The sequence below is a fragment of the Prosthecobacter sp. genome (assembly GCF_044227185.1).
In the GTDB taxonomy this organism is placed as follows: Bacteria; Verrucomicrobiota; Verrucomicrobiia; order Verrucomicrobiales; family Verrucomicrobiaceae; genus Prosthecobacter.
On record NZ_JBGAFO010000008.1, the window covers coordinates 157950 to 184169 of the forward strand.

Consider the following 26220-nt stretch of genomic DNA (forward strand, 5'->3'; position numbering starts at 1 on the left):
AACCTCCCCAACTTTAAACCTTAAACTTCAAACTTTAAACTATCCCCGCCCCGTTGAAACGCATCCCCATCATCGACTCCCACACCGGCGGCGAGCCCACCCGCGTCGTTCTCGGCGGCGTCACTCCTGAGACCCTCGAAACCTACCGCCGCGCCATCCTTTGCGAGCCCCGCGGCCACGAAGTCATCGTCGGCGCTCTTCTCGTCCCCCCAACGTCCCCCGCATGCGCAGCCGGAGTCATCTTCTTCAACAACGTCGGCCTCCTCGGCATGTGCGGCCACGGCATGATCGGCCTCATCATCACCCTCCGTCACCTCGGCCGCATCTCCCCCGGAGAGCACCGCATTGAGACTCCCGTCGGCATCGTCACCGCCACCCTGCATGAAGACGGCCGCGTCAGCATCCGCAACGTCCCTTCCTACCGCAAAGCCAAAGCCGTCCAAGTCGCTGGCGGCATCACCGGAGACGTCGCCTATGGCGGAAACTGGTTCTTTCTGGTATCCGACCACGGCCTCGCCCTCACCCGCGAAAACATCCCGCAGCTCACCCAGGCCGCTCTGCAAATGCGTGCCGCCATTCACGCCGCCGGTTATCCCGAAGTCGATCACGTCGAACTCTTCTCCCCTCCGCACGATCCCGCCAATCACAGCCGCAGCTTCGTCCTCTGCCCCGGCGGCGAATACGACCGCTCCCCCTGCGGCACCGGCACCAGCGCCAAGCTCGCCTGCCTCGCCGCAGACAACAAGCTCGCCCCCGGCGAAACATGGCGTCAGGAAAGCATCATCGGCAGCGTCTTCACAGCCATCTACTCCCCCTCCGGTGACCACATCATCCCCACCATTACCGGCACCGCCCACATCACCGCCGAATCCACCCTCATCCTCGACCCAGCCGACCCCTTCCAGTTCGGCATCGGCACCACCACAGCATGAACCTTCCTCTGTGTCTCCTCGTGGCCTCCCAAATGACTTCCACAGCTCCGCAGCTCATCTGAGTACGTAGTTCGGGCTTTAGCCCGTTCTGGAAGCCCCGCAACACCCCAAATCTGAAACCCCGCCAGCGCAAGTATTGTAGTACCGGCTTTCTCGTCCTCCGTAGCTCGAAGAGCGAAGGAGGAAGCCGGAATCTGGAAGCTCTCTTCGTGCAAACAGCTCTCAAATGAACTCAACTTGTTCCACCCCGTTCCACGATCCAGCCGCCTTGAGTTCAAGTGCTCTGTGATTAATCCATTCCCCTTCATTTGACACCACAGAGCCCATACCGAGTTACACAGAGTTACAATCCATGAAAACCCTCCTTCAATTCATTCTTCTGTGCCTCTCTACGGCTTCCGCAGCAGCCCAGGAAGACCGCTTCGAACAAGCCCTCAGTCTCCCCAAGCGCACCGAAAACCTCGTCTTCCGCGACCACCTCAAGCCCAGCTGGCTCCCCGACGGCAAATCATTCTGGTACCGCATCCAGATCGCCCCCAAAAAACACGAGTTCGTCCTCATCAACGCCACCACCGGCACACGCAAAACGGCGCCATCCCTCAAAGCCCTCGGCCTCCCAGAACAAGAGTCTCTCAAGTCCTCCACCGCCAAAATCGAACTGCGCAAAACCTCGCGCACCGGCGCGGAGTCCGGCCTCAAATTCATCAACAAGCTCGACACTGACGTCGAACTCTTCTGGATCAATAGAGAGGGCCAGCACCAAAACTACGGCCGCATCCGCGCCGGCAGTGAGCGCGAGCAGCACACCTTCGAAGGCCACGTCTGGCTCATCACCAGCCGCACCGGCGAGCACCTCGCCGTCATCGAGGCCGCCGCCTCGCCTCAAACCCTCATCATCGACGGCAAAGGCATCTCCAAAGCCAAAGAGGAGCAGCCGCAGAAAAAAGAACGCGGCACCCAGTCCCCCGACGGCAAATGGTCCGCCATGATCGAGCAGGAGTACGTTCTTCTGCATGATCGCACCGCAGACAAAACTCTGCGCCTCAAAATCGAATCCGCCGCCAGGTCACCCCTGCGCGGCCCCATCCGCTGGTCCCCGGACTCCAAGGCCTTCGTCGTCACCAGTTGCGTCCCCGTTTCCCTCCGCAAGCTCGCCATTGTCGAATCAACCCCCAAAGGCCAGGTCCAGCCCAAGATCTACGAACGCAACTATGCCAAGCCCGGCGATCCGCTCCCCAAGCCCTTCCCCGTCCTCTTCACGCTGACCGACTCCGGCTGCGAGTGGAAGCGCATCAACTCAGACCTCTTTCCCAATCCTTTCACCGAAGTCGAGCAGCTCGACCTGCAATGGGCCCCTGACGGCAGAGAATTCCACTTCGACTACAACCAGCGCGGCCATCAGCTCTACCGCATCCTGGCCGCCGACGCCAAAACCGGCGCTGTCCGCACCATCGTCGAAGAAACCAGCAAGACCTTCATCGACCACGCCAAAAAAACCTGGCGTCACTGGCTGCACAAAACCGGTGAACTCCTCTGGATGAGCGAGCGCGACGGCTGGTGCCACCTCTACCTCTACGACATCAAAACCGGCCAGCTCAAAAACCAGGTCACCAAAGGCACATGGCCCGTCCGCGAAGTGCTGCATGTGGACGACACCAACCGCCAGGTCTGGTTCCTCGCCAGCGGCCTGCGTAAAGGGGAGACCTTCGTCATGGACAGCGGCATGCATGTCCCCGAAGACCCCTACCACCTCCACCTCTGCCGCGTAAATTTTGATGGCAGCGGCTTCCAGCAGCTCACCCAGGGAGATGGCAACCACCACATCGAGTTCTCACCCAATCGAGAGACCTTCATCGACACCTACTCCCGCGCCGACTTCCCACCCATTCACGAACTCCGCCGCAGCAGAGACGGCAGCCTCGTCACCCTTTTGGAAAAGGCCGACGCTTTCCCCCTCCTCGCCGCAGGCTGGACCATGCCGGAGCGCTTCGTCGCAGCGGGCCGTGATGGCACCACCGACATCCACGGCATCCTCATCAAGCCCTCGCACTTCGACCCCGCGAAGAAATACCCCGTCATCGAAAACATCTATGCCGGACCTCACGATGCCCATGCCCCCAAGGACTTTGAGCGCCAGCTCCGCATGCACCAGCTCGCCGAACTCGGCTTCATCATCGTCAAACTCGACGGCATGGGAACCAACCATCGCGGCAAAGCCTTCCACGACGTGTGCTGGAAAAACATCAAGGACGCCGGATTCCCCGACCGCATCGCCTGGATCAAAGCCGCCGCCAAAACCCGCCCCTGGATGGACCTCACCCGCGTCGGCATCTACGGCGGCAGCGCTGGCGGGCAGAATGCCATGCGTGCCCTGCTCGATCACCACGACTTCTACCACGTCGCCGTCGCCGACTGCGGTTGCCACGACAACCGCATGGACAAAATCTGGTGGAACGAGCAGTGGATGGGCTGGCCCGTCGATGACAGCTACAAACTCAGCTCCAACACCGAAGACGCCCACAAACTGGAAGGCCATCTCCTCCTGATCGTCGGCGAACTCGACACCAACGTCGATCCCGCCACCACCACCCAGGTCGTCGGCGCGCTGCAAAGAGCAAACAAGACCTTCGACTTCATGCCCATCACCGGCACCGGCCACGGCGCCGCCGAAACACCCTACGGCTCCCGCCTCCGCATGGAGTTCCTCGTAAAACATCTGCGCCCATAAAGTAGCCTTGTTCCTGCGGAACAAGGAACCGCCCCGCCACACCCACATCCCCAGTAGTCCCTCAGCCCTTAAGTGATGCGGGCACTCCTGCCCGCAACCCTGCGCTCCGCCACACCCACCTCCCCGGCAGTCCCTCAGCCCCTCTGTCTTTCGCCTCAATGCCCACCCACATCACCATCCTCGGCGCAGGCGTCATCGGCCTCAGCACGGCGCTCTACTGCGCCCGGCGCGGCATGCAGGTCACGGTCATTGAGCGCAATGCCGCCCGGCGCGATGGCTGCTCCTTCGGCAATGCGGGCATGGTCGTCCCCAGCCACTTCATCCCCCTCGCCGCTCCCGGCATGGTCAGCCTCGGCCTCAAGTGGATGTGGAACCCCGAATCCCCCTTCTACATCAAGCCCCGCCTCGATCCCGACCTCCTCTCCTGGGGCCTGCACTTTTGGAAAGCCGCCACCAAATCCCGCGTCGCCGCCGCCGCACCCGTCCTCCGCGATCTGGGCCTCCTCAGCCGCCAGCTCTTCGAAAACATCGGCCTCGACTTCGGCCTCGTCAAAAACGGCCTCCTCATGCTCTGCAAGCAGCATCACACCCTGGACGAAGAAGCCCGCATGGCCGCCCAGGCGAACTCCCTCGGCATCCCAGCCCAGGTCCTCGACGCCAAAGCCACCGCCGCCCTCGATCCCGCCGTCACCATGGACATCTGCGGCAGCGTCTACTTCCCCAAAGACTGCCACCTCCCCCCCGCCCGCTTCATCGCCGCCCTCGAATCCGAACTCACCCGCCTCGGCGTCCAGTTCCTCTGGAACACCGAAGTCACCGGCTTCAAAACTGAAAACCGCTCCCTCCGGGCCATCCTCACCTCCAAAAGTCAAGTCGAATGTCAAGAAGTGGTATTGTGTGGTGGGGTCTGGTCCGCAAATCTCGCGGCCGGTCTGGGCCTCAAAATCCCGATGCAGGCCGGCAAGGGGTACAGCCTCACATTGCCGAATCCGACACAAACTCCGCACCTTTGCAGCATCTGTACCGAGGCCCGTTTGGCCGTCACTCCCATGGACGGCGCCCTCCGCGTCGGCGGCACCATGGAGATCGCCGGCCTCAATGAATCCGTCACCCCTGCGCGTGTACGCGGCATCACGCGCTCCTTTGCCACCTATTTCCCCGCCTTTGCTGAACGCGACTTCGCCGAAATCAAACCCTGGACCGGCCTCCGTCCCGTCTCCCCCGACGGCATGCCCTACATCGGCCGCATCCAGCGCTGGAAAAATCTCACCCTCGCCACCGCCCACGCCATGATGGGCCTCAGCCTCGCTCCCGCCACCGGGCAGATCGTCAGCGACCTGATCGCTGGAGAGAAGCCGCACGTCTCGCTCGATTTGATGTCACCCGACCGCTTCGCATGAAAACCCTCCTTGCCATCCTGCTGCTCGTTTCATCCGCCGCGCTCGCGCTGGACCGGCCCAAGCTCCAGATCATCAATGCAGCACCTCATGCGGTCGAAGTGTTTTGGATCAACCCGGAAGGCGGCCGTGTGCCGAATGGCAGGATCGAACCGGGAAAGGACAACATCATCGGCACCACGCTCGGGCATCGCTTTGTCATCGTGGATGGCACGCGTGAGACGGAGGTGGTGAGCAAAGTGCCCGTACAGGGTTTTCGCTACGATCCCGCGGCGAAGGATGGCGTGCCTGCCTGCTACACGCAGCGGGAGAGCGCTCACGGCTTTCCCATTGTCGCCACAGCAAAGACGAATCCCTATGCGCTGAAGGAGGTGGCGTATCTGCTCAATCTCATGCTCGACCACCGGCCCGATGTGCGGCAGGCCATGATCGACAGCGGCGCCCGCATGATCATCATGGCGCATGATGAATTCACCACCGACCTGCCGGAGTTTGCCCGCATGGCGGACAAGCCGGTGAAGGGTTTTGAAACTCTGGCGGCCAGAACCTACTGGAACGTGCGCGCACGCGGCCTGGGCGGCAGCAAGACGGATCCCTTCTGCTCCTGCGCGGAGGAAAACGTGCTGGCCTTTCCTGGCGATCCTTATGAGAAGGAGTGCATCGTCATTCACGAGTTTGCACACTGCATCCACCTGCGCGGCCTGGTGAATGTGGACCCCACTTTCGACAGGCGGCTGAAAGAAACCTATGACGCGGCGATGAAGGCAGGCCTGTGGCGCGGGAAGTACGCCAGCGTGAACCACAGCGAATACTGGGCCGAAGGTGTGCAGAGCTGGTTTGACGACAACCGCGTGAACGACCATGACCACAACCACGTGCACCTTCGCTCCCAGCTCATCGAGTATGATCCGGGCCTCGCCGCGCTGTGCCGTGAAGTCTTTGGTGAAACCGAACTGCACTACACCAAGCCGCCCACCCGGCTCACGGGCCACATGGCGGGTTACGATCCCGCCAAGGCTCCCACCTTTGCATGGCCGGAACCGCTGCAGGCAGCCAGGGAGATGATCAAGGACAAGGCCCGCAAGCGCGATGCAGACGCCAATGGAGCGCGCGAGGTCCGTAGCATCGAAGGCTGGAGCGTGAGCATCAGCCGCGAGCTGTTGCAGAAGGAGGCGGAGCTGACCGAGAAAGCGCTGAAGCTCCTGGCGCTGCAGTTGCAGGAGATCGTGCGTGTGGTACCGCCCAAGGCCGTGGCGGAGTTGCGCAAGGTGCCGCTGTATTTCAATCCCGAGTATCCCAAGTCCCACCCGCGTGCCGAATACCACCCCGGCGCAGGCTGGCTCAAGGACAACGGCCGCGATCCGGTGATGGTGAAGGGTGTGGAGTTCACCAATGTGCGAATCTTCGAAGCCGAGACCCGACGCATGCCGAACTTCGCCCTGCATGAGCTGGCCCATGCCTACCACGACCGTGTGCTGGGCTTTGAAAACGCGGAGATCGAAGCCGCCTTCCAGGCTGCGAAAGCTGCGGGCAAATACGACAAGGTGCAGCGCCAGGATTCCGAAGGACGCAAACGCATCGCCAAGGCCTATGCGATGACGAATGCGAAAGAGTACTTTGCCGAATGCTCGGAGGCCTTCTTCAGCCGCAATGATTTCTCCCCCTTCACCAAGGACGAGCTGAAGCAACATGATCCCGTGATCTACGCGCTGCTGGAAAAGCTTTGGGGCGCATGACTCATCCCTGCCGCGAGCGCCGCCGGTGCTCGGTGGGAGATTCGCCTGTGACTGCCCGAAAGGCCCGTGTGAACGCGCTGTGATCAGCAAAGCCGCAGTCCAGCGCGATCTGAGCGATGGAGGCATCCGTCTCCCCCAGCAGCCGGCTGCCGATGGTGATGCGCGTCTTGGTGATGAGCTGCATGGGGCTGATGCCATGGATGCGCCGGACGATGCGTGCAAACCTGGCGGGAGTCATGCCGGCCTTCCTCGCGAGCGATGACGGACTCACCGGATCGCCGCAGGAAGTTTCAAGGAGGCTCAGCACCCGCGCTATTTTAGGCGAAACATCATCAAGACTCACCGGTGCCGAGAGATCCTTGGAAATGCCGATGAGGCCCGTCACGCGCCCATGCGCATCGCGCACGGGCAGCTTGCTGGTGAGGCCCCACACGGGCACGTTCGGCTTGCGCCAGAAAAGTTCCAGACGCTCCACGATCGGCTGTCCCGTGCGCAGCACCTGCTCATCCTGCTCCGTGGGAATGCGTCCGTAATCCCCGGGGCAGACCTCACAGGGCCTCCGCCCGAGCATCTGCGATTTATGCCTGAGCCCGTGCCGCTCCACGAGCGATTGATTCACCACGAGATAACGCCCCGAGGCGTCCTTGATGAAAAACGCGGTGTCGTGCATCAGATCCGCGAGCTGCTCCACCATACGGGCGTCCACCAGCAGTGCGCTGTTGGCGGAAAGCAGTCCCGGGAAAGCTGAAGCGGTTTTTTTCATGCGGAGAAGAGCTGCCACCCAATACGGCAGTCGGATGCGGGACTTCCGCACACCTGCGCCATTATGCCGTTTTTGACAAATCCGCGCGGCATAAATGTCAAGACAGAGGGACCGCCTCCACCTGAGAATGGAGGCGAATAATTCTCCTGTTCCCGCCCGTTCCTCCTGCCCGGATCTTTTGACTATTATCATGGACCGATTGTTCCTGCTCCTCCTCGTCCTCCACTCTGCCGCCTTTGCCGCAGCCCCGCGTGATGCACTGCCGCTGGATGCCCCTGAATGGCCGCTAAACTACCGGCTGCACCTCGACGGCGCAGCGACGGTGAAGCTGGGCGAGAGTCTGATCATTAAGCTCGATGCGCAGGGTGCGCATGACATCGCCGTGGAGCACCCGGCAGAGGGCGCGCCGGTGCTGCGCGTGTGGAAAGACGGCAAGCTGGTGCGCGGGCCTGAAGATGTCGCGTCGCTGGCGCAAACGGGCGCAAAGGATTTCGCCGATGCGAACCTTGACCTCGGTGCGGACTTCACGGCGATGGCGGTGTTTGAGGCGAGCGGCGAAGGCACCCTGTTTTCCAAATGCGCGGCGCAGGACAAGTGGTCGCCCGATGCCAAGGCGCTCTTCATCCGAAAAGGAAAGCTTGTCTATGACATCGGCTGGCTGGGTGCCATGAACGGCGGCCCGAAAGTGAACGATGGCAAGAAACACACCGTCGTCCTCACCGTCCGCGAGGGATTGGCAAAGCTCTGGCTGGATGGCAAATCCATCGCGGAGAAGGCGGGCTTCACCAGGCCAGATCAAAAGGAGCATGTATTCAAAGTGGGGCGCGCCGCGCCGAATTTTGCGGGAGATTTTGCCAAGGGAAAAATCCACGCCGTGCGTGTGTGGAAGCGTGCGCTGCCGGAGGCGGAGATGGCGCTGCTTTTTAAAGCGGACGCCGCCGGGGCCAACACGCCCGACTTCACCTATCAGCCCAAGTCCTCGGGCAAGCCTGTGGTGGAAGGCGGCAGCGGCTGGGTGCAGGCGCTGGAGCGCAGCGACCACGCTGAGCTCGTGAGGGGCTGGAATGAGAAGACACTGGCGGAGGGTGCCGCCATCTACAAGACGCTCTGCGTGGTATGTCATGGCACCAAGGAGCAGCCCGGCTCCCTGCCCACGGCGCTGCGCTTTGCGGAAGGCCAGTTCAAAAACAGCTCGGACCCGTATTCGATGTATGTGACGCTGACGAAGGGCTTTGGCCAGATGGTGCCACAACCGCAGTACACCACCGCGCAGAAGTATGCGGTCATTCAATACATTCGCGAGACCTTCCTGCGTCCGCACAATCCATCCCAGTTAAAGGATGCCGACCTGGCCCTCCTGCCACGAGGACTCGTGCACGCAGAAGCGGAGAAGCCGGACACTTCCCTGCCGCCCTACAAGCGCATGGATCTCGGCCCCGCCTTGTTCTGGACGCTGGAAGTCGCACCGGATAACATCGCGCAGAAGGGCATCGCCATTCGCCTGGATGATGGGCCCGGCGGCGTGAGCAAGGGCCGTGCGTGGATGATTTATGACCATGACACCATGCGCGTGGCCACGGCGACCACGGGAGATTTTGTGGACTGGAAGGGCATCGCGTTTGACGGCAGCCACGGCACCCACACCGGCCTCACGGGCGAGCGCCATTTCATCAATCCGACCGGCCCGGGATGGAGTCTGAACAGCTTTGAGGACAAGCGCGCCTCGGCGAAAGACGGGAAGAAATACGGCCCGCATGCAGGTCTGAAATTTGCCGGCATCTACACGCACCAAAACAAAGTGGTGGTGGCGGCGGACATTTACAGCACGCGCGTGCTGGAGTCTCCCGCATGGCTGGACTACGGCAGCACGCCAGTCTTTGTGCGCACGGTTAACGTGGGCGAGGCGAAGCAGCCTTTGCTGCTGCGAGTGGCCCCTGAAAGCGTGAATGTCATTCTTCGTGGCGAAGGCGTGCTGAGCAAAGCAGACGGCTTCTGGGTGGCCAAACTGGCCTCGGGAGCGAAAGCACAGCTCTTCATTTCACGCGTGGATGCAGGCTCTCTGGACACACTGGCCAAAACCTTTGCCGCATCGCCTGACCTCAAAGCTCTGACTCAGGGAGGCCCCGCGCAATGGCCGCAGGTGGTGACGACGACCTCCGTGGCGGGCAAGGAGGACGGTCCGTTTGCGGCAGATGATTACCCGCTGCCGATCGAGAACCCATGGCAGAGCTGGATGCGCCTGGGAGGGTTTGATTTCACGCCGGATGGCAAAGGAGCCATCGTGGCGCTGTGGAATGGTGACGTCTGGCGTGTGGATGGTGTGTTGCAGAAAGCTCCGGCCGCGCTGACGTGGCGCAGGATCGCCGCAGGGCTCTTCCAGCCGCTGGGTGTGAAGTTTCGCGGCGAGGAACTTTTCATCACCTGCCGGGATCAGATCGCACGGCTGCGGGATCTCAATGGCGATGGCGAAACCGATTTCATCGAATGCTTCAACGACGACGCTCAGGTGACGGAGCATTTCCACGAGTTTGCCATGGGCCTGCAGACGGATGCGGCGGGAAATTTCTACTATGCGAAGTCCGGCAGGCATGCGCTCGACAGCGTGGTGCCGCAGCACGGCACGCTGCTGAAGGTGAGTGCGGACGGATCGCGCACGGAGATCCTAGCAACCGGATTCCGCGCGGCGAATGGCGTGTGCCTCAATGACGACGGCACCTTTTTTGTCACGGACCAGGAAGGCTTCTGGACACCGAAGAACCGCATCAACCGCGTCAAAGCGGGCGGCTTCTACGGCAACATGTACGGCTACACGAGCGTGACCGATGAATCCGACTCGGCGATGGAGCAGCCGCTGGTGTGGATCACGAATGAAAAGGATCGCAGCCCCGCCGAACTTCTGTGGGTGCCGAAAAATGCATGGGGCGGCCTTGGCGGCTCGTTGCTGAATCTCAGCTACGGCACCGGGCGGATCTTTGTGGTGCCGCATGAAGAGGTGAACGGCCAGTGGCAGGGCGCGGTGTGCGAGCTTCCCCTGCCCGCCTTTTCCACGGGCATCATGCGTGGACGCTTCGGCACGGATGGCGCGCTCTACACCTGTGGCATGTTTGCCTGGGCAGGAAATGCGACAGCGCCCGGCGGCTTCCATCGCGTCCGCAGCACGGGCAAAGCGGCCCAGGTGCCGCTGGCGGTGCATGCAACAAAAGGCGGCATGACTGTGACCTTCAGCGATCCCATCGAGGCCAAGGACTGCGCGATCAAAGCTTGGCACCTTCAGCGCAGCAAGAACTACGGCTCGAAGCACTACGATGAACACACGCTGAACATCCGTGCGGTGCATCAGAGCGCAGACGGGCGCAGCGTCACTCTGGACATTCCAGACCTCGCGCCCACGCAGTGCTACGAGCTTAAAATTAACGACCGCATTCTCCACGGAACGATCCACCAACTCGCCAAACCATGAAACACGCCCTCAAACTGCTGCCACTCCTGCTGTTCACAGCCCAGCTCCATGCGAAGCCGCTCAAGGTCTTCATCATGGCCGGGCAGTCCAATATGGAGGGCCACGCAAAGATCGAAACGTTTGACTACATCGGCGATGATCCCGCCACCGCTCCGCTGCTGAAGCAGATGCGCGGAGCGGATGGCCAGCCGACGGTTTGCGATCACACGTGGATCTCCTATTACACCGGCAAATACGATGGCAGCGCGAATGGAGAGGGCACGGGCAAGCTCACGGCTGGCTATGGTGCGCGAGACGATGCAACCAAGTCGAACGGCAAGATCGGGCCGGAGTTCACCTTCGGTCTCACGATGGATGCCGCGCTGAAGGAGCCTGTGCTCATCATCAAGACCGCGTGGGGCGGCAGAAGCCTGAACACCGAGTTCCGCCCGCCGAGCGCGGGGCCGTATGAGCTCAATGACTACCAGAAGAAGCTCTACTACGGCCCGCCGGGACATGGAGTGCCGAAGGACATGAACCAGTGGACCGAGGAAAAGAAAAAGGAAACCGGCCGCTTCTATCGCTACATGGTCGAGCATGTGAAACACGTGCTCGCAGATCCGAAGCGCGTGTGCCCGGCCTACGATCCCGCACAGGGCTACGAGATCGCGGGCTTCATCTGGCTGCAGGGATTCAACGACCTGGTGGACGGACACACCTATCCTGATCGCGGCAAACCCGGGCGATTTGCGGTTTACAGCGATCTGCTGGCCAAGTTCATCCGCGATGTGCGCAAGGATCTGAACGCCCCCAAGATGCCGTTTGTAATCGGTGTCCTTGGCGTTGACGGAATGAAGGCCAAACAGGACATCCTTTCCTTCCGCGAGGCGATGACCGCGCCCTCCTTGCTCCCTGAGTTCAAGGGCAACGTGATGGCCGTGCAGACAGCGCCGTTTTGGTCTGACGAACTCGGTGCCATTGACGAAAAGCGGGCGCAAGTGCGGCAGATGGGTTTCAATTTAAACTCGAAGAACAAGGGCCATGCCAATGCCGACGGTCACATGACGGAGGAGCAGAAGCGCCAGTATTTGAAGGAGTACGAGGCCAAGTTGATTTCTCAGGCCGAAGAGACGCTGTGGAAACGCGGTGCCTCCAATGCTGGCTACCACTACCTCGGCTGCGCCAAGACCTTTGCGCTCATGGGCCGTGCCTTTGCCGAGGCAAACCTGGCGATGATGAAAAAGTGATCCCACCTGAAGCAACGCACACGATCTCATGAAACGTCTTCTTCCTCTTCTCAGCATCGCATTGCTCACCCTCCCTTCTGTGGCCATGTCCGCAGAGCCACAGGATGGCGAGATGGCAGGCTATCTTTTTGCACCCACGGAACGGGTGCCGGAGGAGTTCAATGCGGGCTTCTCACTCTATGCAGCAGCATGGCCGCTGGTGGACACCTATCCGGGCCACCGGTTTCAAACCGGGCTCTGCGGCACGTGGATGCACCCGCAGTATGAAGAAGGAAAGAAGCCGGAGGGCAAATGCTACACGGACATCGAGGGCGGGCTGGGTTGGTGGCGCGACACGCATTTCCCCACCACCACGCCGAAGTTCATCATGGGCGGAGTGGGGCCGAATTTTTCCTTCATCGCGAACGGTCCAGGCTACGGCGCGGGCACTTGGGAAAAGCCCCGCGGTCAATACGGAGTGGCACAGCTCAGCCCCTGGCTGCTGTTTCCGCTCGATGGTTTAAATCTGAAGCAGGGTGCTCGCGGCGAGCTGTTTGGCTACGGCTATCTGCCTCTGCCATTGACGAATGCGAAGACCACCACGGCGGGTAAAAATGTACCGACGGGGAATCAGTGCTGGACGCTGTTTCTCAACACAGGGAACTTCAAGGGACCGGCAGCCTTTTTTACACCTTTCTTCTGGTCGCAGGCAAAAATCGAGCATCCCGAATGGGCAGAGATGCTGCTGGATACACGACCTGCTGGACCGAACAAAGCCATCCAGATGGAGACGCAGCATGTGCCTGCCATTCTGACGAAGGATGCGAGCGGCAAGGAGTTTGCACGCGTGGCGCCCACGTCCTTTCCCATCGGCACGGACGGCACCTCCACCGTGCTGCATCGGCTGACAGCGTACAAGAAAGCGGCGCTTTGGGATGATGTGGAGAAATGGTTTGCCGGTGGCGCGGCTGCGGATGGCGCGATCAAGGCGGACGCCTCGGTGGTGCATCCCTTCCGCTCGGGCGGCGGCTCAAATTGGAGCATCTATCCGCCTGGAACCAAGCGTGAGGAAAAAGTGCCGCTGGCCTGGAATGCCTTTGCCACGTCCTTCGCGCCCCAGCCGAACACGTTTGCCTACAAGTGGGACGCGCAACTCACACGCAGCGCTGCAGGACTGGTGACACTGCCGGAATATTTTTCTTTGGGCCTCAACGCCAACGGCAAAAAGCCGCAGTGGAATGTGCTCCCACCGAAGGAGGTGCCTGCGGAGCTGGGCCTCACACAGCACCAGTTCACCACCCCCGCTGAAAAACCGCAGGAGCCGCGCACCACGCCAGATGATGTGGCGAGCGCCTGGAAGAAGCCGGGCCCCATGGCCGGCCCCTTCAAAGCCCGCCTGGGAGACGGCAGTGTGGTGACGTATTATTGGTATCGCTTTGCCGACCAGCCCGCGATGATGAACGCCGACCTGACGGATGCGGAACGCGAAGAAGTGCAGAAGCGCGTGGAGAAGCTGCATCGCGCATGGACGAAGGATCGCAACTACCTCACTCCTCCTGATTTCGGTACGCTGGCAGACATTGACCCCGCGCTGATCCTCACGCCGCCGAAGGGTTTTGAGATTGGCTACGTGCCCATCGCCACACGGCAGGAGCTGGAGAAATAAGTGCTCGTGTTCTGCATGAAGACCCCACGCCTCATCATCACGCTGATCACACTTGGGTCCAGCCTGAGCATTGCTGCCGAAAGGCCGAATGTCCTGCTGATCCTCGCGGATGATCTGGGGTATGGGGATGTGCGCTGCTACAATGCGCAGTCCAAGGTCGAGACGCCGAACATCGACCGCCTTGCAAAGGAGGGCATGAGGTTCACCGATGCGCACAGTCCTGCCACTGTGTGCACGCCTTCACGCTACAGCCTCATGACGGGGCAGATGGCGTTTCGCGTGCCAGGCGGTGGTACGGTGTTTCAAGGCGCGGGTGGTCCCAGCTTGATCGCGCCGGGCAGGCTGACACTTCCGGCGATGCTGAAAAAGCAGGGCTACTCCACCGCTGCCATGGGCAAATGGCATGTGGGTCTGACCTTCCGGGACTCGGCGGGCGAGGCGATTCACAGTGGGAAACTGGACGATGCACGGCGCATTGACTTCACTCGCCGCGTGGAGGGCGGGCCGCTGGATCATGGCTTTGAGCGCTTCTTTGGCACGGCCTGCTGTCCCACCACGGACTGGCTGTATGCCTTCATCGACGGCGACCGCATCCCAGTGCCGCCGCAGGGTCCGCTGGATCGCTCCAAGCTGCCGAAGCATCCTTATGCCAATGACTGCCGCGGGGGATTGATCGCGCCGGATTTCCCGATGGAGGAAGTGGACCTACTCTTTCTGAAGAAGAGCCGCGAGTTCATGCAGGAACACATGCGCCGCACGCCGGAGAAGCCTTTCTTTCTCTATCATGCCACCCAGGCGGTGCACCTGCCATCCTTTGCAGCACCGGAGTTTCGAAACAAGACACAGGCAGGACCGCATGGTGATTTCATCGGCGAGTTTGATCACATCGTGGGCGAGTTGATGAAGGAGCTGGAGACACTCGGCATCGCGGACAAGACGCTGGTGCTTCTCTCCAGCGACAACGGACCCGAGACCACCAGCATCGTGCACATGCGCGCGGACTATCATCACGATGGCGCGCGCCCTTGGCGAGGCATGAAGCGAGATGCATGGGAGGGCGGGCACCGCGTGCCATTCATCGTGCGCTGGCCGGGGCATGTGAAAGGCGACAGCACCAGCGATCAACTCGCCTGCCTCACGGATGTGATGGCGACGCTCGCAACAATCACCGGCGCGGAGCTGCCACACGATGCGGCAGAAGACAGCTTCAATCTGCTGCCCGTGCTCGAAGGCAAAGCGTCTGCGCCTGTGCGCCCATATCTGCTCATGCAGGCCTTCAGCGGGCAGCGCACGCTTTCCATCCGGCGCGGAAACTGGAAGTACATCGACCATCGAGGCTCCGGTGGAAACAACTATGCAAATGGCGAACTGAAACCGTTTACGCTGCCTGAAGCCGCGCCCGAAGCGCCGGGGCAGCTTTACGATTTGGCGAATGATCCGGGTGAAACTACCAACCTTTATTCGAAGAAACCAGCAATCGCCGCGGAGTTGAAGGCGCTGCTGGAACAATCCAAACGCGAAGACCGCAGCACGGCCCCACCGCAGCCCTGACATGAGCACCGTTTCCATTTTCAATGACGTCATCGGCCCAGTGATGCGCGGGCCATCCAGCTCTCACTGCGCGGCCGCGCTGCGCATTGGCAGGCTGGCCCGGGATTTGATGGAGGGAGACATCGCCGAGGTGCTGGTGGAGTTTGACCGCAGCGGCTCACTGCCCACCACGCATGAGAGCCAGGGGAGTGACATGGGGCTCCTTGGCGGATTGCTCGGCTGGGACGCGGATGATGAGCGGCTGCCGGAGTCTGCGGAGTCGCTGGCAGAGGCAGACATCAAGCTGCGCTTTGAAACGGTGGACGTGGGAGATCCGCATCCGAACACCTATCGGCTGACGCTGCGCAATGCGCGTGAGGAGCACTCGCTCATCGCCATCTCCACGGGTGGCGGAATGATCGAGGTGCTAAGCATCGACGGCACGGCGCTGAGCATGGATGGCGGGTATCATGAGACGCTCATCTGGCTGCCCAAAGCGGTGCAGGCAGAGTTTGAGGCGGACGAGGTAATCCGGCATGATGCGGGAGAATGCCAGCTCATCCAGGTGAAGGCGGCGGCGTTTGTGGAGCATCCTGCTGCGATTGCAGTGAGACGACTCGCCCCTGTGCTGCCGGTGCCCTCGCGCAAAGACATGAGCGTGCCCTTCACCATCTGCGCGGAAATGCTGGCGCATGATGGTGAACGCAAGACGCCGCTCTGGCGGCTCGCGGTGGCGTATGAAATGGCGCGGGGTAGCTTTACAGAGCGCGAAGTCATTGAGAAGATGATCGCCATTGTGCGCATCCTGCGGAAGTCGGTCGCCAGTGGCATTGCGGGGACTCATTATGAAGATCGCGTGTTGGGGCATCAGAGCGGGCGGTTTCAAGAATTGATGCAGGCTGGAAAGCTGCTGGATGGAGGAGCGCTCAACCGCATCGTGCTGTATGTGACTGCGCTCATGGAGGTGAAGAGCTCCATGGGTGTCATCGTTGCCGCGCCCACAGCGGGTGCCTGCGCGGCGCTGCCGGGTGCGGTCATCGGCATGGCGGAGGCGATGGGAAGATCCGAGGAGGAAATGGCGCAAGCGATGCTGGCCAGCGGGCTCATTGGAGTGTTTATCGCCACCCGCTGGACCTTTGCAGCGGAGGTGGGCGGGTGTCAGGCAGAGGGAGGTGCTGCAGCGAGCATGGCGGCTGCGGCGCTGGTAACGTTGGCAGGCGGCACACGGGATCAGGCCATCGCGGCAGCCTCACTGTCGTTTCAGAGCATGCTGGGGCTGATCTGTGATCCCATCGCGAACCGTGTGGAGGCGCCCTGCCTGGGCAAGAACGTGATGGCCGCCAGCAATGCGCTCTCTTGCGCGAACATGGCGCTGGCAGATTTTGATCCGCTCATTCCGCTGGATGAAGTCATCGACGCGGCGAAGAGTGTGGCGGAGAGGATGCCGAGGGAGCACCGCTGTACTTCACTGGGCGGACTGGCGGTGACACCGACATCCTTGGAGATTGAACGAAAGCTGGGGGAGAGGAAGGCGTGCGGTGAGTGTCGGAGTTGCTGAGATTCCGCCTCCTCCTCTGCCTTCCCCGGTCTGGAGTTCCAGCCCCATGTAAGGGAGGAGGAGTAAGAGCAGGAGGAAGAGGAAGATTACTGGCATCCATGAAAGAGGGTTGCGATGAAGAGATTATTCTCTTAGCCAAGTTTCACCCCCATTCATGGCCCGCACATTCCCCCATTCTCTCCTTCCCAGCCTCGCGCTGGGACTGCTCACGGCGTACGCTTCTGCGGCCGCGCCGGCGGAGCATCCTGGTGCCGTGATTTACAAAAAAATGTGCCAGGAGTGCCATGGCGGGAAAGGCCAGGGTGTGAAGGACAAGTATGACGATCCGCTCACGGGAGATCTGACGCTGGACGCCCTGGCGCGCAAGATCGAGCGCACGATGCCGGAGGACAAGGAAGGCACCTGCGTGGGCGAGGATGCGAAGCAGGTGGCGGCTTATATCTACGAGGCGTTTTACTCCGCGGCGGCGCAGGCGCGCAGCCATCCGCCGGATCAGGACCTGAGCCGGCTGACGATTGCGCAGTATCGCACGTCGGTGATGGACCTGATCGGCCGTTTTCGCATGGGGCCGGGGTTTGACCGGCCGGTGAATGCGGAGGCGGGGCTGAAGGGCAACTATCGTGGCGTGGAGCTGCCGAAACCGGGCGAACCTGCCGTGGACACCACGCCGAAAAATGGCATCAAGGCGAAGCGGCCGAACTACAAGTTTGACCGCGTGGACCCGCAGGTGGCCTTCCATTTTGGTGCGGACAGCCCGGACAAGGAGAAGATGGAGGCGGAGCAATTTTCGGACACGTGGGAAGGCAGCGTGGTGGCGGAAGAGACAGGCATGTATGAATTCATGCTCAAGACTGAAAACGGTGCGCGCCTGTGGATCAATGACACCACAGAAAACGATGCGCTGATTGACGCCTGGGTGAGCGCCGGGCCAACGGTGCGTGAAGAGAAGAAGAGCATGTATCTCGTGGGCGGACGCGCGTACCGCCTGAAGCTGGACCACTTCAAATTCAAGGAAAAGTCCGCCTCCATCGAGCTGTGGTGGAAGACGCCGCATGGGGTGATGGAGATCATTCCGCAGCACGCACTGCGCACGGACAGACCGCGCGAACTCATGATCGTGCGCACCAGTTTCCCGGCAGATGACCGCAGCGTGGGCTACGAGCGCGGCACCTCCATTTCCAAAGCCTGGGATCAGGCCACCACGGAGGCCGCCATGGCCACCGCCGAGCATGTGGAGGAAAACCTCAACGAACTCGCGGGCACGAAAGACGGCGCACCAGACCGGGTGGAGAAGCTGAAAAAATTTGCCTTCACGTTTGTCGAGGCCGCCTTCTGCCGACCGCTGACGGAAGAGCAAAAGCAGATTTACGTGGAAAGGCTGTTTGCCTCCGCCAAGAGCCCGGAGCAGGCGGTGAAGCGTGTGGTGCTCTTCACGCTGAAGTCACCCCAGTTTCTCTACCCGGAGCTGCGCGAGATGGAGAAGCCGGACGACTTCGCCTTTGCCTCGCGGCTGGCACTGGCACTGTGGGATTCCATTCCCGACAGGAAGCTCATCCAGGCCGCCACCTCCGGGAAGCTGCACACGCCGGAGCAGATTCGCGCGGAGGCGCAGCGCATGCTGGGCGATGCGCGCACCAAGGCCAAGCTGCACGGCTTCTTCCACCAGTGGCTGGAGCTGGAGCGCGCGGAGGGCAATGCCAAGGACATGAAAATCTTCCCCGGCTTTGATGACAGTGTGCTGGCGGATCTGCGCGAGTCGCTCTTCGCCTTCCTGGATCAGGTGGTGTGGAGCCCGCAGTCAGACTACCGCCAGCTTTTGCAGGCGGATTACCTTCTGCTCAATGACCGCCTCGGCAAATTCTACGGCAAACCCGTGCAAGGCGGCGAATTTCAGCAGGTGGCGTTTGATCCGAAGCAGCGCGCGGGGGTGGTGACGCACCCGTATCTGCTGGCCTCGCTGGCCAGCAGCCGCGCCACCTCGCCAATCCATCGCGGCGTGTTTCTCACGCGCAACATCGTGGGCCTCTCGCTGCGGCCGCCGCCCATGGCGGTGACGTTTGATGAGAGCCACTTCAATCCCAAGCTGACCATGCGCGAGAAGATCACCGAACTCACGCGCAACAAGACCTGCATGTCCTGCCATTCAACGATCAATCCGCTGGGTTTCAGCCTGGAGAACTTCGACGCCATCGGCCGCTGGCGCACGAAGGACAACAACAAACCGGTGAACGCAGATGGAGAATTCGCCGATGACGAAGGCCGCGTGGTGCATCTGACCGGGCCACGCGATATCGTGAACTACGTGGCCGGCAGCCCATACGGGCACCGCGCCTTCATCCGCCAGTTGTTCAATCACTTCGTGAAGCAGCAGCCGCTGGCTTATGGAGCGCAGACGCTGGAGGACCTGCAGAAGACCTTCGCAGCATCCAGCTGCAACGTGCAAAAGCTGCTGGTGGACATCGCGCTGGTGGCGGTGATGAACGGGAAGAATCTGAGCGCCGGATCGCAGTAGAAGACTCTATTTCACGCGAAGGTCGAGAGCAGCTCGCCGAGGACGATGATGATCAGAAGAATGAGCGCGATCCAACGCCAGGTATTGTTGACGTGGGGAATTTTGAGCTTGTGGCCGTTTTCACCGCCGAACTCGCGGGCAACATAGGCGTCGTAATCAAACGGTTCGTCCTCGGGGAGATCCAGGCCGTCCTCGTGGGTGTCGCCGCTCCAGCCGGATTTGGCGCAGGCACCACAGTCGTCGCAGGCGGCGGCTCCCCGGGGCACCCATTCACCACAGACGGGGCACTGGCCGGGGGGCTTGAAGCGTGTGCTCATGGCACCAGGTTCGAAGGTTTCCGGCAGAGAGGCTCGGTGCTCGTGGCAAAGGCGGAGGGAGAGGCGTGCACGCGGTGGAAGGCTGCGGAGTCGGCCATGCCGCCGAGGCTGAGCAGCGGCGTCCACCCCGCCTGGCGGGACGGGCTTTCCACCGGGCCGCGGCGCAGGGGGGAGAGCATGATGAACACCACAGCGAGGATCACGGTGGCGGCGAGCGTCTGGCTCATGGTTCTGGCACGTTGCCGGGTCATGAAGGGATGCCGATTATTAACACATATGAAATAATGTCAACCCACGAGTTTGCCCACCCTTTTTGCTTGTTTTCAGGCGTTTCTCAGCCAGCGATTGCGCCGTGATTTTGATCCTAACCGCAGGTTTTGGCGACGGGCATAACACCGCCGCGCGCTCTGTGGCGGAGGCTCTGACCCGCCTGTGCCCGGAAGAGAAAATCGAGACCAGCGACCTCATCAGCGACGCCCTGCCGCTGATCTCCGATGTGTGCAAAAGCCTGTATCAGTTTGCCATCACCCACTGGCCGGCGGCCTGGCGCATGACGTATGACCTCATGGGCAGGCAGTCCGTCACGGGTCCGGACGCCATGTGGCAGAGCGCCATGGTGAACGCGCTGAAGGACCGGATCGAAAAGCAGAAACCACGCCTCATCATCAGCACCTACCCGCTGTATGCCATCCTGCTGGAGTCTCTGGCAAAGTACCAGGCCGTGCCGCCGCTGTGCACTGTCATCACCGACTCCATCAGTGTGAACCGCGTGTGGGTCATGTCTGGCAGTGACCTTTTCTGCGTGGCGGACGAGGAGACGAAAAAGGTGGTGCTGGGATTTGGCGTGCCTGAGTCCAAAATCCGCGTCACGGGCTTCCCGGTGGACCTGGCCTTCACGGAGCCGCTGCCGCAGCTGCCGCCGGCATCCCAGCCGCGCATTCTTTACCTGCCCTCCACCACTGGCCGCCGTGTGGCCCAGACGCTGGAAGCACTGAAGCCGCTCTTCCGCAGCGGCGTGAAAATGACGCTGCCGGTGGGCAAGCACGACAAGCGCCTCTACCATGTGCTGCGCCGCTTCACGGACTCCATGCCGCCGGGCACGGTGGAAATCATTGGCTGGACCAAGCGCATTCCCGAATTCCTGCGCACACATGACGTGGTGATCTGCAAGGCGGGCGGCGCGATTTTGCATGAGGTGCTGGCGGCGAAGATCCCTGCCGTCATTGACTACGTGGTGCCCGGCCAGGAGGAGGGGAATGCGGAGATGGTGACCAAGCATGACGGCGGCATTGTGACGAAGAGCGCGAAGGAAACCGCAGCCGCTGTGGAAAGCATTCTCACCAACAATGGCGCCGTGGGGCGCCGCATGCGCGCCAGCATGGCGAAGATCAGCATGCCGGATGCAGCGGTGCGCACGGCAAAGGCCGCGCTGACCGTGGCAGGACCTGCCTGAGAGACGAAGCCCATGGAAACGAAGCCGCCCATGCCCGTCGTGTGCGCCATCATCATGCGTGAAGGGCGCATCATGCTCGCCCAACGTCCGCCGGGCAAAAAGCTGGGCGGGATGTGGGAGTTTCCCGGTGGGAAAGTGGAGCCGGGAGAGTCCGCGGAAGCGGCGCTGCATCGGGAACTGGCGGAGGAGCTGGGCTGCAGCGTGCGCGTCACGAAAACGCTCGCACCGTTTGTGCATGCGTATGACTGGGGCAGCATTGAGCTGATTCCGTTTGTGTGTGAGCTTGCGGCTGAGAGCGCCGAGCCGCATCCGCACGAGCATACGGCGCTGGTGTGGGTGGAGCGGGAGGATTTGAAGAGCTATGAGCTGGCGCCGGCGGATGTGCCGCTGTTGGGAGCGTTGGCGTAAGGAGGGGCCGACGCCGCAGAAGAGAGGGCTTCCTTGTTGCACAGCAACAAGGCTACTTGGGGATGCCCCAGGCACCGCGGTGGGCGGCTTTGGCTTCGCGTTCCAGCAGGCGCAGGTGATCTTCGAAGTCGTATTCGCGGCGGCCGTCGGGCATCCAGGTGCCTTTGGTATGGATGCGGCAGAGGCCGGCCCTCACGAGCTTTTCGGAAAGCTCTTCACCATCGGGAAAGAAAACGAGGGCGTAGGAGCGGGCGCTGTCAAACACACGCTCCCAGCGGGTCTGGATGGTGAAAGGCTGCTCATTAAGCAGCCTTTCGGTGAAGACCTTGGCCTCATGGCCCAGAGCGAGCGTCTGCTCAATGCTCAGGCCGCCGAAGTAAGCGGCCTGGTCCTTCAGCCGGTTTTTCACCAGCGCATACTGGCGTTTTTCGGGGCAATCCACGAAGTAAAGACGCAGGACGTGCGCACTGCCTCCGTGCTCGATCTTGAAGCTGTCGCCGTCGTTGCTGGCATCTTCGACAAGCCGGACATCGGTCAGTTTGACAAAGCGGGTCTCCTTTGGCGGCGGGAGTGATGGAGGCTTGTCCCGATAATGATTCCACACCTGCAGCAGCGCGAGGGAGAACCACAGGAGCCACCAGAGAAAACGCGACCCGCTCGACGACCGCCGTTTCATGTGCCGCGCTTGTTGCCAAAGAGATCAATGTGCAGGCGCGGGGAGTAGCGCCAGCCAGTGCGTTTGCACACGTCCACCAGCCAGGATTGCCGCGCGCGCAGCGCCTCCTGCGTGATGCCCTCCGGCATGAGAAGGATTTTTTCTGGAGGCACGGGAACACCGATGGAAGCCACCACGGCGCGCACCTCCTCGACATCGGCCTCGGTGGCGATGACGAATTTGAGCTGATAGTCGTAGCTGCTGCACCAGGCGCGCAGCACCTCGGGCTGGAGGCGGGTGCGCTCGTGCTTCTCCACCCAGGCCTTCCCTGCCCTGGCTTCATCGGGCGTGGAATGGGCGAGCTTTGGGCTGATGGAGGCGAGATCACAGGCCACGCCGTCCGGCGCGATGGTGCCCGCAGTCTCGATGGTGATGTGTTTTCCAGCAGCACGCAGTCCCGCGAGAAGCTCCGGCATGCCTTTGGCCACCATGGGCTCGCCACCGGTGACGACTACGTATCGCGTGGGCTCGCGCTGCACGATGGCCATGATTTCCTCCACGCTCATCTCGGTGCCTTCCGGCTTCCAAGAGGCATAGGGTGTGTCACACCAGGCGCAGCGCAGATTGCAGCCGGAGGTCCGCACAAAGACGGAAGGCACGCCCACGAGCGAGCCTTCGCCCTGAACAGAGTAAAAGGTCTCGGAGATCAGCATGGGGCTTTCCACTCCGCCGCGTGGCGGGCAAAGGCGGGGACGGCGCGGCGCAGGGCTTCATCGATGTCTGCCTGCGTATGGGCGAGGCTGATGAACCACAGGCCGCGTTCGATGGCGCGTACGCCTTCCTCCAGCAGGCAGCGGCGCAGGTGGGCCCAGCGGGGTGCGTCCTGGCGCTGCACGTAGTCGCGGTAGCTGGTGACGGGGCCTGCGGCCGCGCCGGGCTTCAGCATGGTGGCGTGGAAGACGAGGCCGGGCCCCTGGGGCTGCAGCGGAATGTTGTGCTGCGCAGCCAGCTTGCTGAGGCCGGCCATCAGCTGCTCGCCAAGGGCGATCATGCCGGCGGGGTGCTTATCACCCAGGGCGATGACCTGATCGAGGCACCACTTCGCGGCGGAGAGGCAGAGGGGATTGGCATTCAAAGTACCCGCATGCACGACCTCACCGCTCATGATTTTGGCGAACATTTTTTCTTTGCCCACGAGCGCGGCAAAGGGGACACCGCCACCGATAGCCTTGCCCAGGATGGTGAGGTCCGGGGTGAAGCCGTAATGCGTCTGCGCGCAGCCGGCACCAAAGCGGAAGCCGGTGATGGTTTCATCGGCGATCATGACGATGCCGTTTTCATCGCACAACTCGCGGATGGTGTCGAGCATGCCGGGTGCGGCGGGCATGCAGCCGGTGTTGCACAGAACGGGCTCAAAGATGATGGCGGCAATCTGGTTGTGATGTTCAGCCACGCGCTGACGCAGGTGCGCAGGATCATTCCAGCGGGCGACGACGAAGGTGTTCAGCACCTCCGGGATGACGCCCTTGCTGGGGTGCAGGCGCGTGGGGTCGTCCTCCGTGCCCCACTGGTCCGGCGGCGGGGCATAGCCCACCAGGCCTTCATCTCCCCAGCCGTGGTAGTGGCCTTCAAATTTCAAAATCAGCGGCCTGCCCGTGTGGGCGCGCGTCAGGCGCAGGGCGGAGAGCACCACTTCGGTGGCGCTGTTGTTGAAGCGCACGCGTTCGGCGCCGGGAATCATCTTTTGCAGGCGCTCGGCCACGTCGATTTCCAGCTCGCTCTGCGCGGCCCAATGCGTGCCCTTGTGCGCCTGCGCGCCAATGGCATCCGCCATGCCTTCTGGGGCGTGGCCGTAGAGGATGGCCCCCTGCCCGATCTGGAAATCGATGTACTCATTGCCATCGACATCGAAGAGGCGGGAGCCTTTGCCGTGGTCGAAGTAGAGGGGCACGGGCACCTCCATTTTGCGGATGCCGCTGTTCACGCCACCTGCGATGCTGCGCTGCGCACGGGCGAAAAGCTCGGCGGATTTCGGGAAAGTGTAGGACATGGCCGTGGAAGGGTAAGGTAAGATCAGTGGAGGGGCGAGCTGTCGTAAACGGTCACCCGTTCCCAGAAGGTCTTGCAGGTGTCCACGAAGCGTTTGTGCTTGGGGCAGTCCTTCTGGTAGAACTCGTGGTCGGCCATGTCTTTGAAATGAAGGGTCAGCGAGTAGCTGAAGGAGTGGTCGGTCACAGGCCGCTTCTCGGTGGCCGCCGGCTTGCCTGCAAAGGCGTGCACGAGGTAGTCGATTTCGAGCAGATGCATCAGCTCCGTCTCGAAAGTGGCGCGTTGTTCGGCGGAAAGGTCAGGCTTGAGCCAGAAATAAACGTTGTGAATCATGGTGGAGGCATTGGTACGCGAGGAGGGGGCGTGTGCAATCGGCAAAGTCTGGTCCCTGGACTGGACCAGACTGAGGTGGGGCACGCCGAAACAAAATCATCAAAAAAACCCTGCTTTTTTGCTAACCTTCAGGCCCAGGCTGCGTTAGAATAGGCAGAAGACAACACCATGGCGTTCCTGCCGGGTCGTTTTCAACTGCGCAAAGGACGATGGCCCCACTGGGAACGACTTCAAAGTCCGCGTTGCACGTCACCACGAACAATGCAAACCTAGTATCATCATGAACCCCACATCCATCCTTGCCCTCGGTCCTCTCGGAACCCCCGAGATGATCATCATTGCCATCATCATTCTCGTGCTTTTTGGCGCGAAAAAGCTCCCCACCTTTGCCCGCAGCCTGGGCAAGAGCATGAATGAATTCAAAAAGGCCCGCACGGAGTTCGAACAGGAACTTCAGAACGCCCAGGAAGAAGTGGAACGCCCGAAAATTCCGGCGCAGCCGGCGGAAAAACGCCAGCCCGTGGCCAACGTCGAAGATTCCTAGCCGAGTCCCCCCATTGGCAGGCATGCAGCCACTCCTTCAACTCACGCGGCGGGTCCTGGGACCCGCCGTTTTTTTTGCCCTGGCGGCGCTGCTCTCCGCCGCCGAGCCGGAACGCCTGACCTTCTGCTCCTACAATTTGAAGAACTGGCTGACGATGGAGCGGTCTGCCGGCAGGCCCGCCGCACCGAAGCCCGAGACGGAGCGCGCGCAGGTGGTGAAGATGCTGGCCGCTATTCACCCAGACATCCTCGGTGTGTGTGAGATCGGCACGGCCGATGATCTGGCGGAGCTGCAGCAGCGCCTGCAGGCGGCGGGCGTGGATCTGCCGTACACGGAACTGGCTCATGGCGGCGATGAGACCCGCCGCCTGGCCCTGCTCTCCCGGCTGCCGATCAAAACGCGGAATTCGCAGACGGCGCTCAGCTACCACATCGGCGCGCAGACGCTGCCGTTTCAGCGTGGCATTCTGGACGTGACGATCGCCGTGACGCCCACCTTTGACCTGCATCTGCTGGGCGTGCACCTGAAGTCCATGCGCATCGTGACGGAGGCGGACCAGGCCGAGATGCGCCGCAATGAAGCGCGGCTGCTGCGCCAGCACATTGAAGCTATCTTTGCCCAGGAACCCGGGGCCTGCATCCTGGCCTACGGGGACTTCAACTCCCACCGCAACGATCCCGCATTGGCCGAAATCATGGGTGGTGTGCGCGGTGGCGAGACATCTCTCAGCGACGTGCTCCTGCGCGATGCGAATGGCGAGGTATGGACCCATTTCTGGGACGCGGCAGACACCTATTCACGTCTCGACTACTGCTTCACCAGCCGCCTGCTGCGCCCGCACATCGACACGCGAAACTCCCACGTCCACGCAGACCGCGATTTTTACAAGGCGAGCGATCACCGGCCGCTGGTGCTGAAGATCAGCGCGGAGCCGATTTTAAAGTAGTTACGAAGGGAACTCTACCGGTGGCTTC

The 26220-nt window shown here is 61.7% G+C and carries 21 protein-coding genes; 14 read left to right on the forward strand and 7 right to left on the reverse strand.

Going from position 1 to position 26220, the window contains the following annotated elements:
- Positions 1-53 precede the first annotated feature (53 nt).
- From ACILSQ_RS19335 to ACILSQ_RS19350, 4 genes are all read left to right on the forward strand, one after another.
- Entirely contained in the window at positions 54-932 is an 879-nt protein-coding gene (locus tag ACILSQ_RS19335; protein ID WP_395745294.1) for a proline racemase family protein, read from the forward strand.
- A 352-nt stretch (positions 933-1284) separates the two neighbouring features.
- The gene (locus ACILSQ_RS19340; protein ID WP_395745295.1) at positions 1285-3660 is read left to right on the forward strand and encodes a prolyl oligopeptidase family serine peptidase; all 2376 of its coding nucleotides are present in this window, start codon (positions 1285-1287) and stop codon (positions 3658-3660) included.
- Positions 3661-3818: 158 nt separating this feature from the next.
- Positions 3819-5060, forward strand: a complete 1242-nt coding sequence (locus ACILSQ_RS19345; protein ID WP_395745296.1) for an NAD(P)/FAD-dependent oxidoreductase — start codon at positions 3819-3821, stop codon at positions 5058-5060.
- On the forward strand, positions 5057-6793 hold the full coding sequence (locus ACILSQ_RS19350) for a zinc-dependent peptidase (protein WP_395745297.1): 1737 nt from the start codon (positions 5057-5059) through the stop codon (positions 6791-6793). Before ACILSQ_RS19345 ends, ACILSQ_RS19350 begins: the two co-directional genes overlap by 4 nt.
- 1 nt (position 6794) lies before the next feature.
- Here ACILSQ_RS19350 and ACILSQ_RS19355 read toward each other — a convergent pair whose 3' ends face one another.
- Positions 6795-7556, reverse strand: a complete 762-nt coding sequence (locus ACILSQ_RS19355; RefSeq protein ID WP_395745298.1) for a helix-turn-helix domain-containing protein — start codon at positions 7554-7556, stop codon at positions 6795-6797.
- 190 nt (positions 7557-7746) lie between these two features.
- Here ACILSQ_RS19355 and ACILSQ_RS19360 point away from each other — a divergent pair, with 190 nt between their 5' ends.
- The 6 genes from ACILSQ_RS19360 to ACILSQ_RS19385 all read left to right on the forward strand — a co-directional run bounded on the left by ACILSQ_RS19360 (position 7747) and on the right by ACILSQ_RS19385 (position 19487).
- A complete protein-coding gene (locus ACILSQ_RS19360; RefSeq protein WP_395745299.1) occupies positions 7747-11016 on the forward strand; it encodes a DUF6797 domain-containing protein in 3270 nt (1089 codons plus the stop codon).
- Complete coding sequence (locus tag ACILSQ_RS19365; RefSeq protein WP_395745300.1) at positions 11013-12242, forward strand: sialate O-acetylesterase; 1230 nt, start codon at positions 11013-11015, stop codon at positions 12240-12242. Before ACILSQ_RS19360 ends, ACILSQ_RS19365 begins: the two co-directional genes overlap by 4 nt.
- 28 nt (positions 12243-12270) lie before the next feature.
- Positions 12271-13887, forward strand: a complete 1617-nt coding sequence (locus ACILSQ_RS19370) for a hypothetical protein (RefSeq protein WP_395745301.1) — start codon at positions 12271-12273, stop codon at positions 13885-13887.
- A 15-nt stretch (positions 13888-13902) separates the two neighbouring features.
- The gene (locus ACILSQ_RS19375; protein WP_395745302.1) at positions 13903-15438 is read left to right on the forward strand and encodes a sulfatase-like hydrolase/transferase; all 1536 of its coding nucleotides are present in this window, start codon (positions 13903-13905) and stop codon (positions 15436-15438) included.
- A 1-nt stretch (position 15439) separates the two neighbouring features.
- On the forward strand, positions 15440-16975 hold the full coding sequence (locus tag ACILSQ_RS19380) for an L-serine ammonia-lyase, iron-sulfur-dependent, subunit alpha (protein ID WP_395745303.1): 1536 nt from the start codon (positions 15440-15442) through the stop codon (positions 16973-16975).
- Positions 16976-17129: 154 nt separating this feature from the next.
- Positions 17130-19487 carry a DUF1592 domain-containing protein gene (locus ACILSQ_RS19385; protein ID WP_395745304.1) on the forward strand — a complete coding sequence of 786 codons (2358 nt, stop codon included), beginning with the start codon at positions 17130-17132 and terminating at the stop codon, positions 19485-19487.
- An 11-nt stretch (positions 19488-19498) separates the two neighbouring features.
- Here ACILSQ_RS19385 and ACILSQ_RS19390 read toward each other — a convergent pair whose 3' ends face one another.
- Both ACILSQ_RS19390 and ACILSQ_RS19395 read right to left on the reverse strand, forming a co-directional pair.
- Positions 19499-19804, reverse strand: a complete 306-nt coding sequence (locus ACILSQ_RS19390) for a hypothetical protein (RefSeq protein ID WP_395745305.1) — start codon at positions 19802-19804, stop codon at positions 19499-19501.
- Complete coding sequence (locus tag ACILSQ_RS19395; protein WP_395745306.1) at positions 19801-20031, reverse strand: hypothetical protein; 231 nt, start codon at positions 20029-20031, stop codon at positions 19801-19803. Before ACILSQ_RS19395 ends, ACILSQ_RS19390 begins: the two co-directional genes overlap by 4 nt.
- A gap of 125 nt (positions 20032-20156) precedes the next feature.
- Between ACILSQ_RS19395 and ACILSQ_RS19400 the strand changes: the two genes are divergently transcribed.
- Entirely contained in the window at positions 20157-21257 is a 1101-nt protein-coding gene (locus ACILSQ_RS19400) for an MGDG synthase family glycosyltransferase (protein WP_395745307.1), read from the forward strand.
- Between the two features lie 12 nt (positions 21258-21269).
- Complete coding sequence (locus tag ACILSQ_RS19405; protein WP_395745308.1) at positions 21270-21665, forward strand: (deoxy)nucleoside triphosphate pyrophosphohydrolase; 396 nt, start codon at positions 21270-21272, stop codon at positions 21663-21665.
- A 52-nt stretch (positions 21666-21717) separates the two neighbouring features.
- Here ACILSQ_RS19405 and ACILSQ_RS19410 read toward each other — a convergent pair whose 3' ends face one another.
- The 4 genes from ACILSQ_RS19410 to ACILSQ_RS19425 are packed head-to-tail and all read right to left on the reverse strand — an operon-like array spanning position 21718 to position 24702.
- Positions 21718-22341, reverse strand: coding sequence for a thermonuclease family protein (locus ACILSQ_RS19410; RefSeq protein ID WP_395745309.1), 624 nt, complete (start codon positions 22339-22341; stop codon positions 21718-21720).
- On the reverse strand, positions 22338-23033 hold the full coding sequence (locus ACILSQ_RS19415; protein WP_395745310.1) for a 7-carboxy-7-deazaguanine synthase QueE: 696 nt from the start codon (positions 23031-23033) through the stop codon (positions 22338-22340). Before ACILSQ_RS19415 ends, ACILSQ_RS19410 begins: the two co-directional genes overlap by 4 nt.
- Positions 23027-24370 (reverse strand): aspartate aminotransferase family protein, encoded by a 1344-nt coding sequence (locus ACILSQ_RS19420; RefSeq protein WP_395745311.1) that lies wholly within the window; start codon positions 24368-24370, stop codon positions 23027-23029. Before ACILSQ_RS19420 ends, ACILSQ_RS19415 begins: the two co-directional genes overlap by 7 nt.
- Positions 24371-24393: 23 nt before the next feature.
- Positions 24394-24702, reverse strand: coding sequence for a Dabb family protein (locus ACILSQ_RS19425; RefSeq protein WP_395745312.1), 309 nt, complete (start codon positions 24700-24702; stop codon positions 24394-24396).
- A 280-nt stretch (positions 24703-24982) separates the two neighbouring features.
- Here ACILSQ_RS19425 and ACILSQ_RS19430 point away from each other — a divergent pair, with 280 nt between their 5' ends.
- A complete protein-coding gene (locus tag ACILSQ_RS19430) occupies positions 24983-25246 on the forward strand; it encodes a twin-arginine translocase TatA/TatE family subunit (protein WP_395745313.1) in 264 nt (87 codons plus the stop codon).
- A gap of 22 nt (positions 25247-25268) precedes the next feature.
- Complete coding sequence (locus ACILSQ_RS19435) at positions 25269-26192, forward strand: endonuclease/exonuclease/phosphatase family protein (protein WP_395745314.1); 924 nt, start codon at positions 25269-25271, stop codon at positions 26190-26192.
- The last annotated feature ends 28 nt before the right edge of the window (positions 26193-26220 follow it).

Coding starts and splice junctions, on each gene's coding strand:
- ACILSQ_RS19365 (WP_395745300.1), top strand. CDS start 11,013: ATGAAACACGCCCTCAAACTGCTGCCACTCCTGCTGTTCACAGCCCAG.
- ACILSQ_RS19395 (WP_395745306.1), bottom strand. CDS start 20,031: ATGAGCCAGACGCTCGCCGCCACCGTGATCCTCGCTGTGGTGTTCATC.
- ACILSQ_RS19375 (WP_395745302.1), top strand. CDS start 13,903: ATGAAGACCCCACGCCTCATCATCACGCTGATCACACTTGGGTCCAGC.
- ACILSQ_RS19390 (WP_395745305.1), bottom strand. CDS start 19,804: ATGAGCACACGCTTCAAGCCCCCCGGCCAGTGCCCCGTCTGTGGTGAA.
- ACILSQ_RS19360 (WP_395745299.1), top strand. CDS start 7,747: ATGGACCGATTGTTCCTGCTCCTCCTCGTCCTCCACTCTGCCGCCTTT.
- ACILSQ_RS19370 (WP_395745301.1), top strand. CDS start 12,271: ATGAAACGTCTTCTTCCTCTTCTCAGCATCGCATTGCTCACCCTCCCT.
- ACILSQ_RS19385 (WP_395745304.1), top strand. CDS start 17,130: ATGGCCCGCACATTCCCCCATTCTCTCCTTCCCAGCCTCGCGCTGGGA.
- ACILSQ_RS19345 (WP_395745296.1), top strand. CDS start 3,819: ATGCCCACCCACATCACCATCCTCGGCGCAGGCGTCATCGGCCTCAGC.
- ACILSQ_RS19435 (WP_395745314.1), top strand. CDS start 25,269: ATGCAGCCACTCCTTCAACTCACGCGGCGGGTCCTGGGACCCGCCGTT.
- ACILSQ_RS19425 (WP_395745312.1), bottom strand. CDS start 24,702: ATGATTCACAACGTTTATTTCTGGCTCAAGCCTGACCTTTCCGCCGAA.
- ACILSQ_RS19420 (WP_395745311.1), bottom strand. CDS start 24,370: ATGTCCTACACTTTCCCGAAATCCGCCGAGCTTTTCGCCCGTGCGCAG.
- ACILSQ_RS19430 (WP_395745313.1), top strand. CDS start 24,983: ATGAACCCCACATCCATCCTTGCCCTCGGTCCTCTCGGAACCCCCGAG.
- ACILSQ_RS19355 (WP_395745298.1), bottom strand. CDS start 7,556: ATGAAAAAAACCGCTTCAGCTTTCCCGGGACTGCTTTCCGCCAACAGC.
- ACILSQ_RS19350 (WP_395745297.1), top strand. CDS start 5,057: ATGAAAACCCTCCTTGCCATCCTGCTGCTCGTTTCATCCGCCGCGCTC.
- ACILSQ_RS19380 (WP_395745303.1), top strand. CDS start 15,440: ATGAGCACCGTTTCCATTTTCAATGACGTCATCGGCCCAGTGATGCGC.
- ACILSQ_RS19415 (WP_395745310.1), bottom strand. CDS start 23,033: ATGCTGATCTCCGAGACCTTTTACTCTGTTCAGGGCGAAGGCTCGCTC.
- ACILSQ_RS19340 (WP_395745295.1), top strand. CDS start 1,285: ATGAAAACCCTCCTTCAATTCATTCTTCTGTGCCTCTCTACGGCTTCC.
- ACILSQ_RS19405 (WP_395745308.1), top strand. CDS start 21,270: ATGGAAACGAAGCCGCCCATGCCCGTCGTGTGCGCCATCATCATGCGT.
- ACILSQ_RS19410 (WP_395745309.1), bottom strand. CDS start 22,341: ATGAAACGGCGGTCGTCGAGCGGGTCGCGTTTTCTCTGGTGGCTCCTG.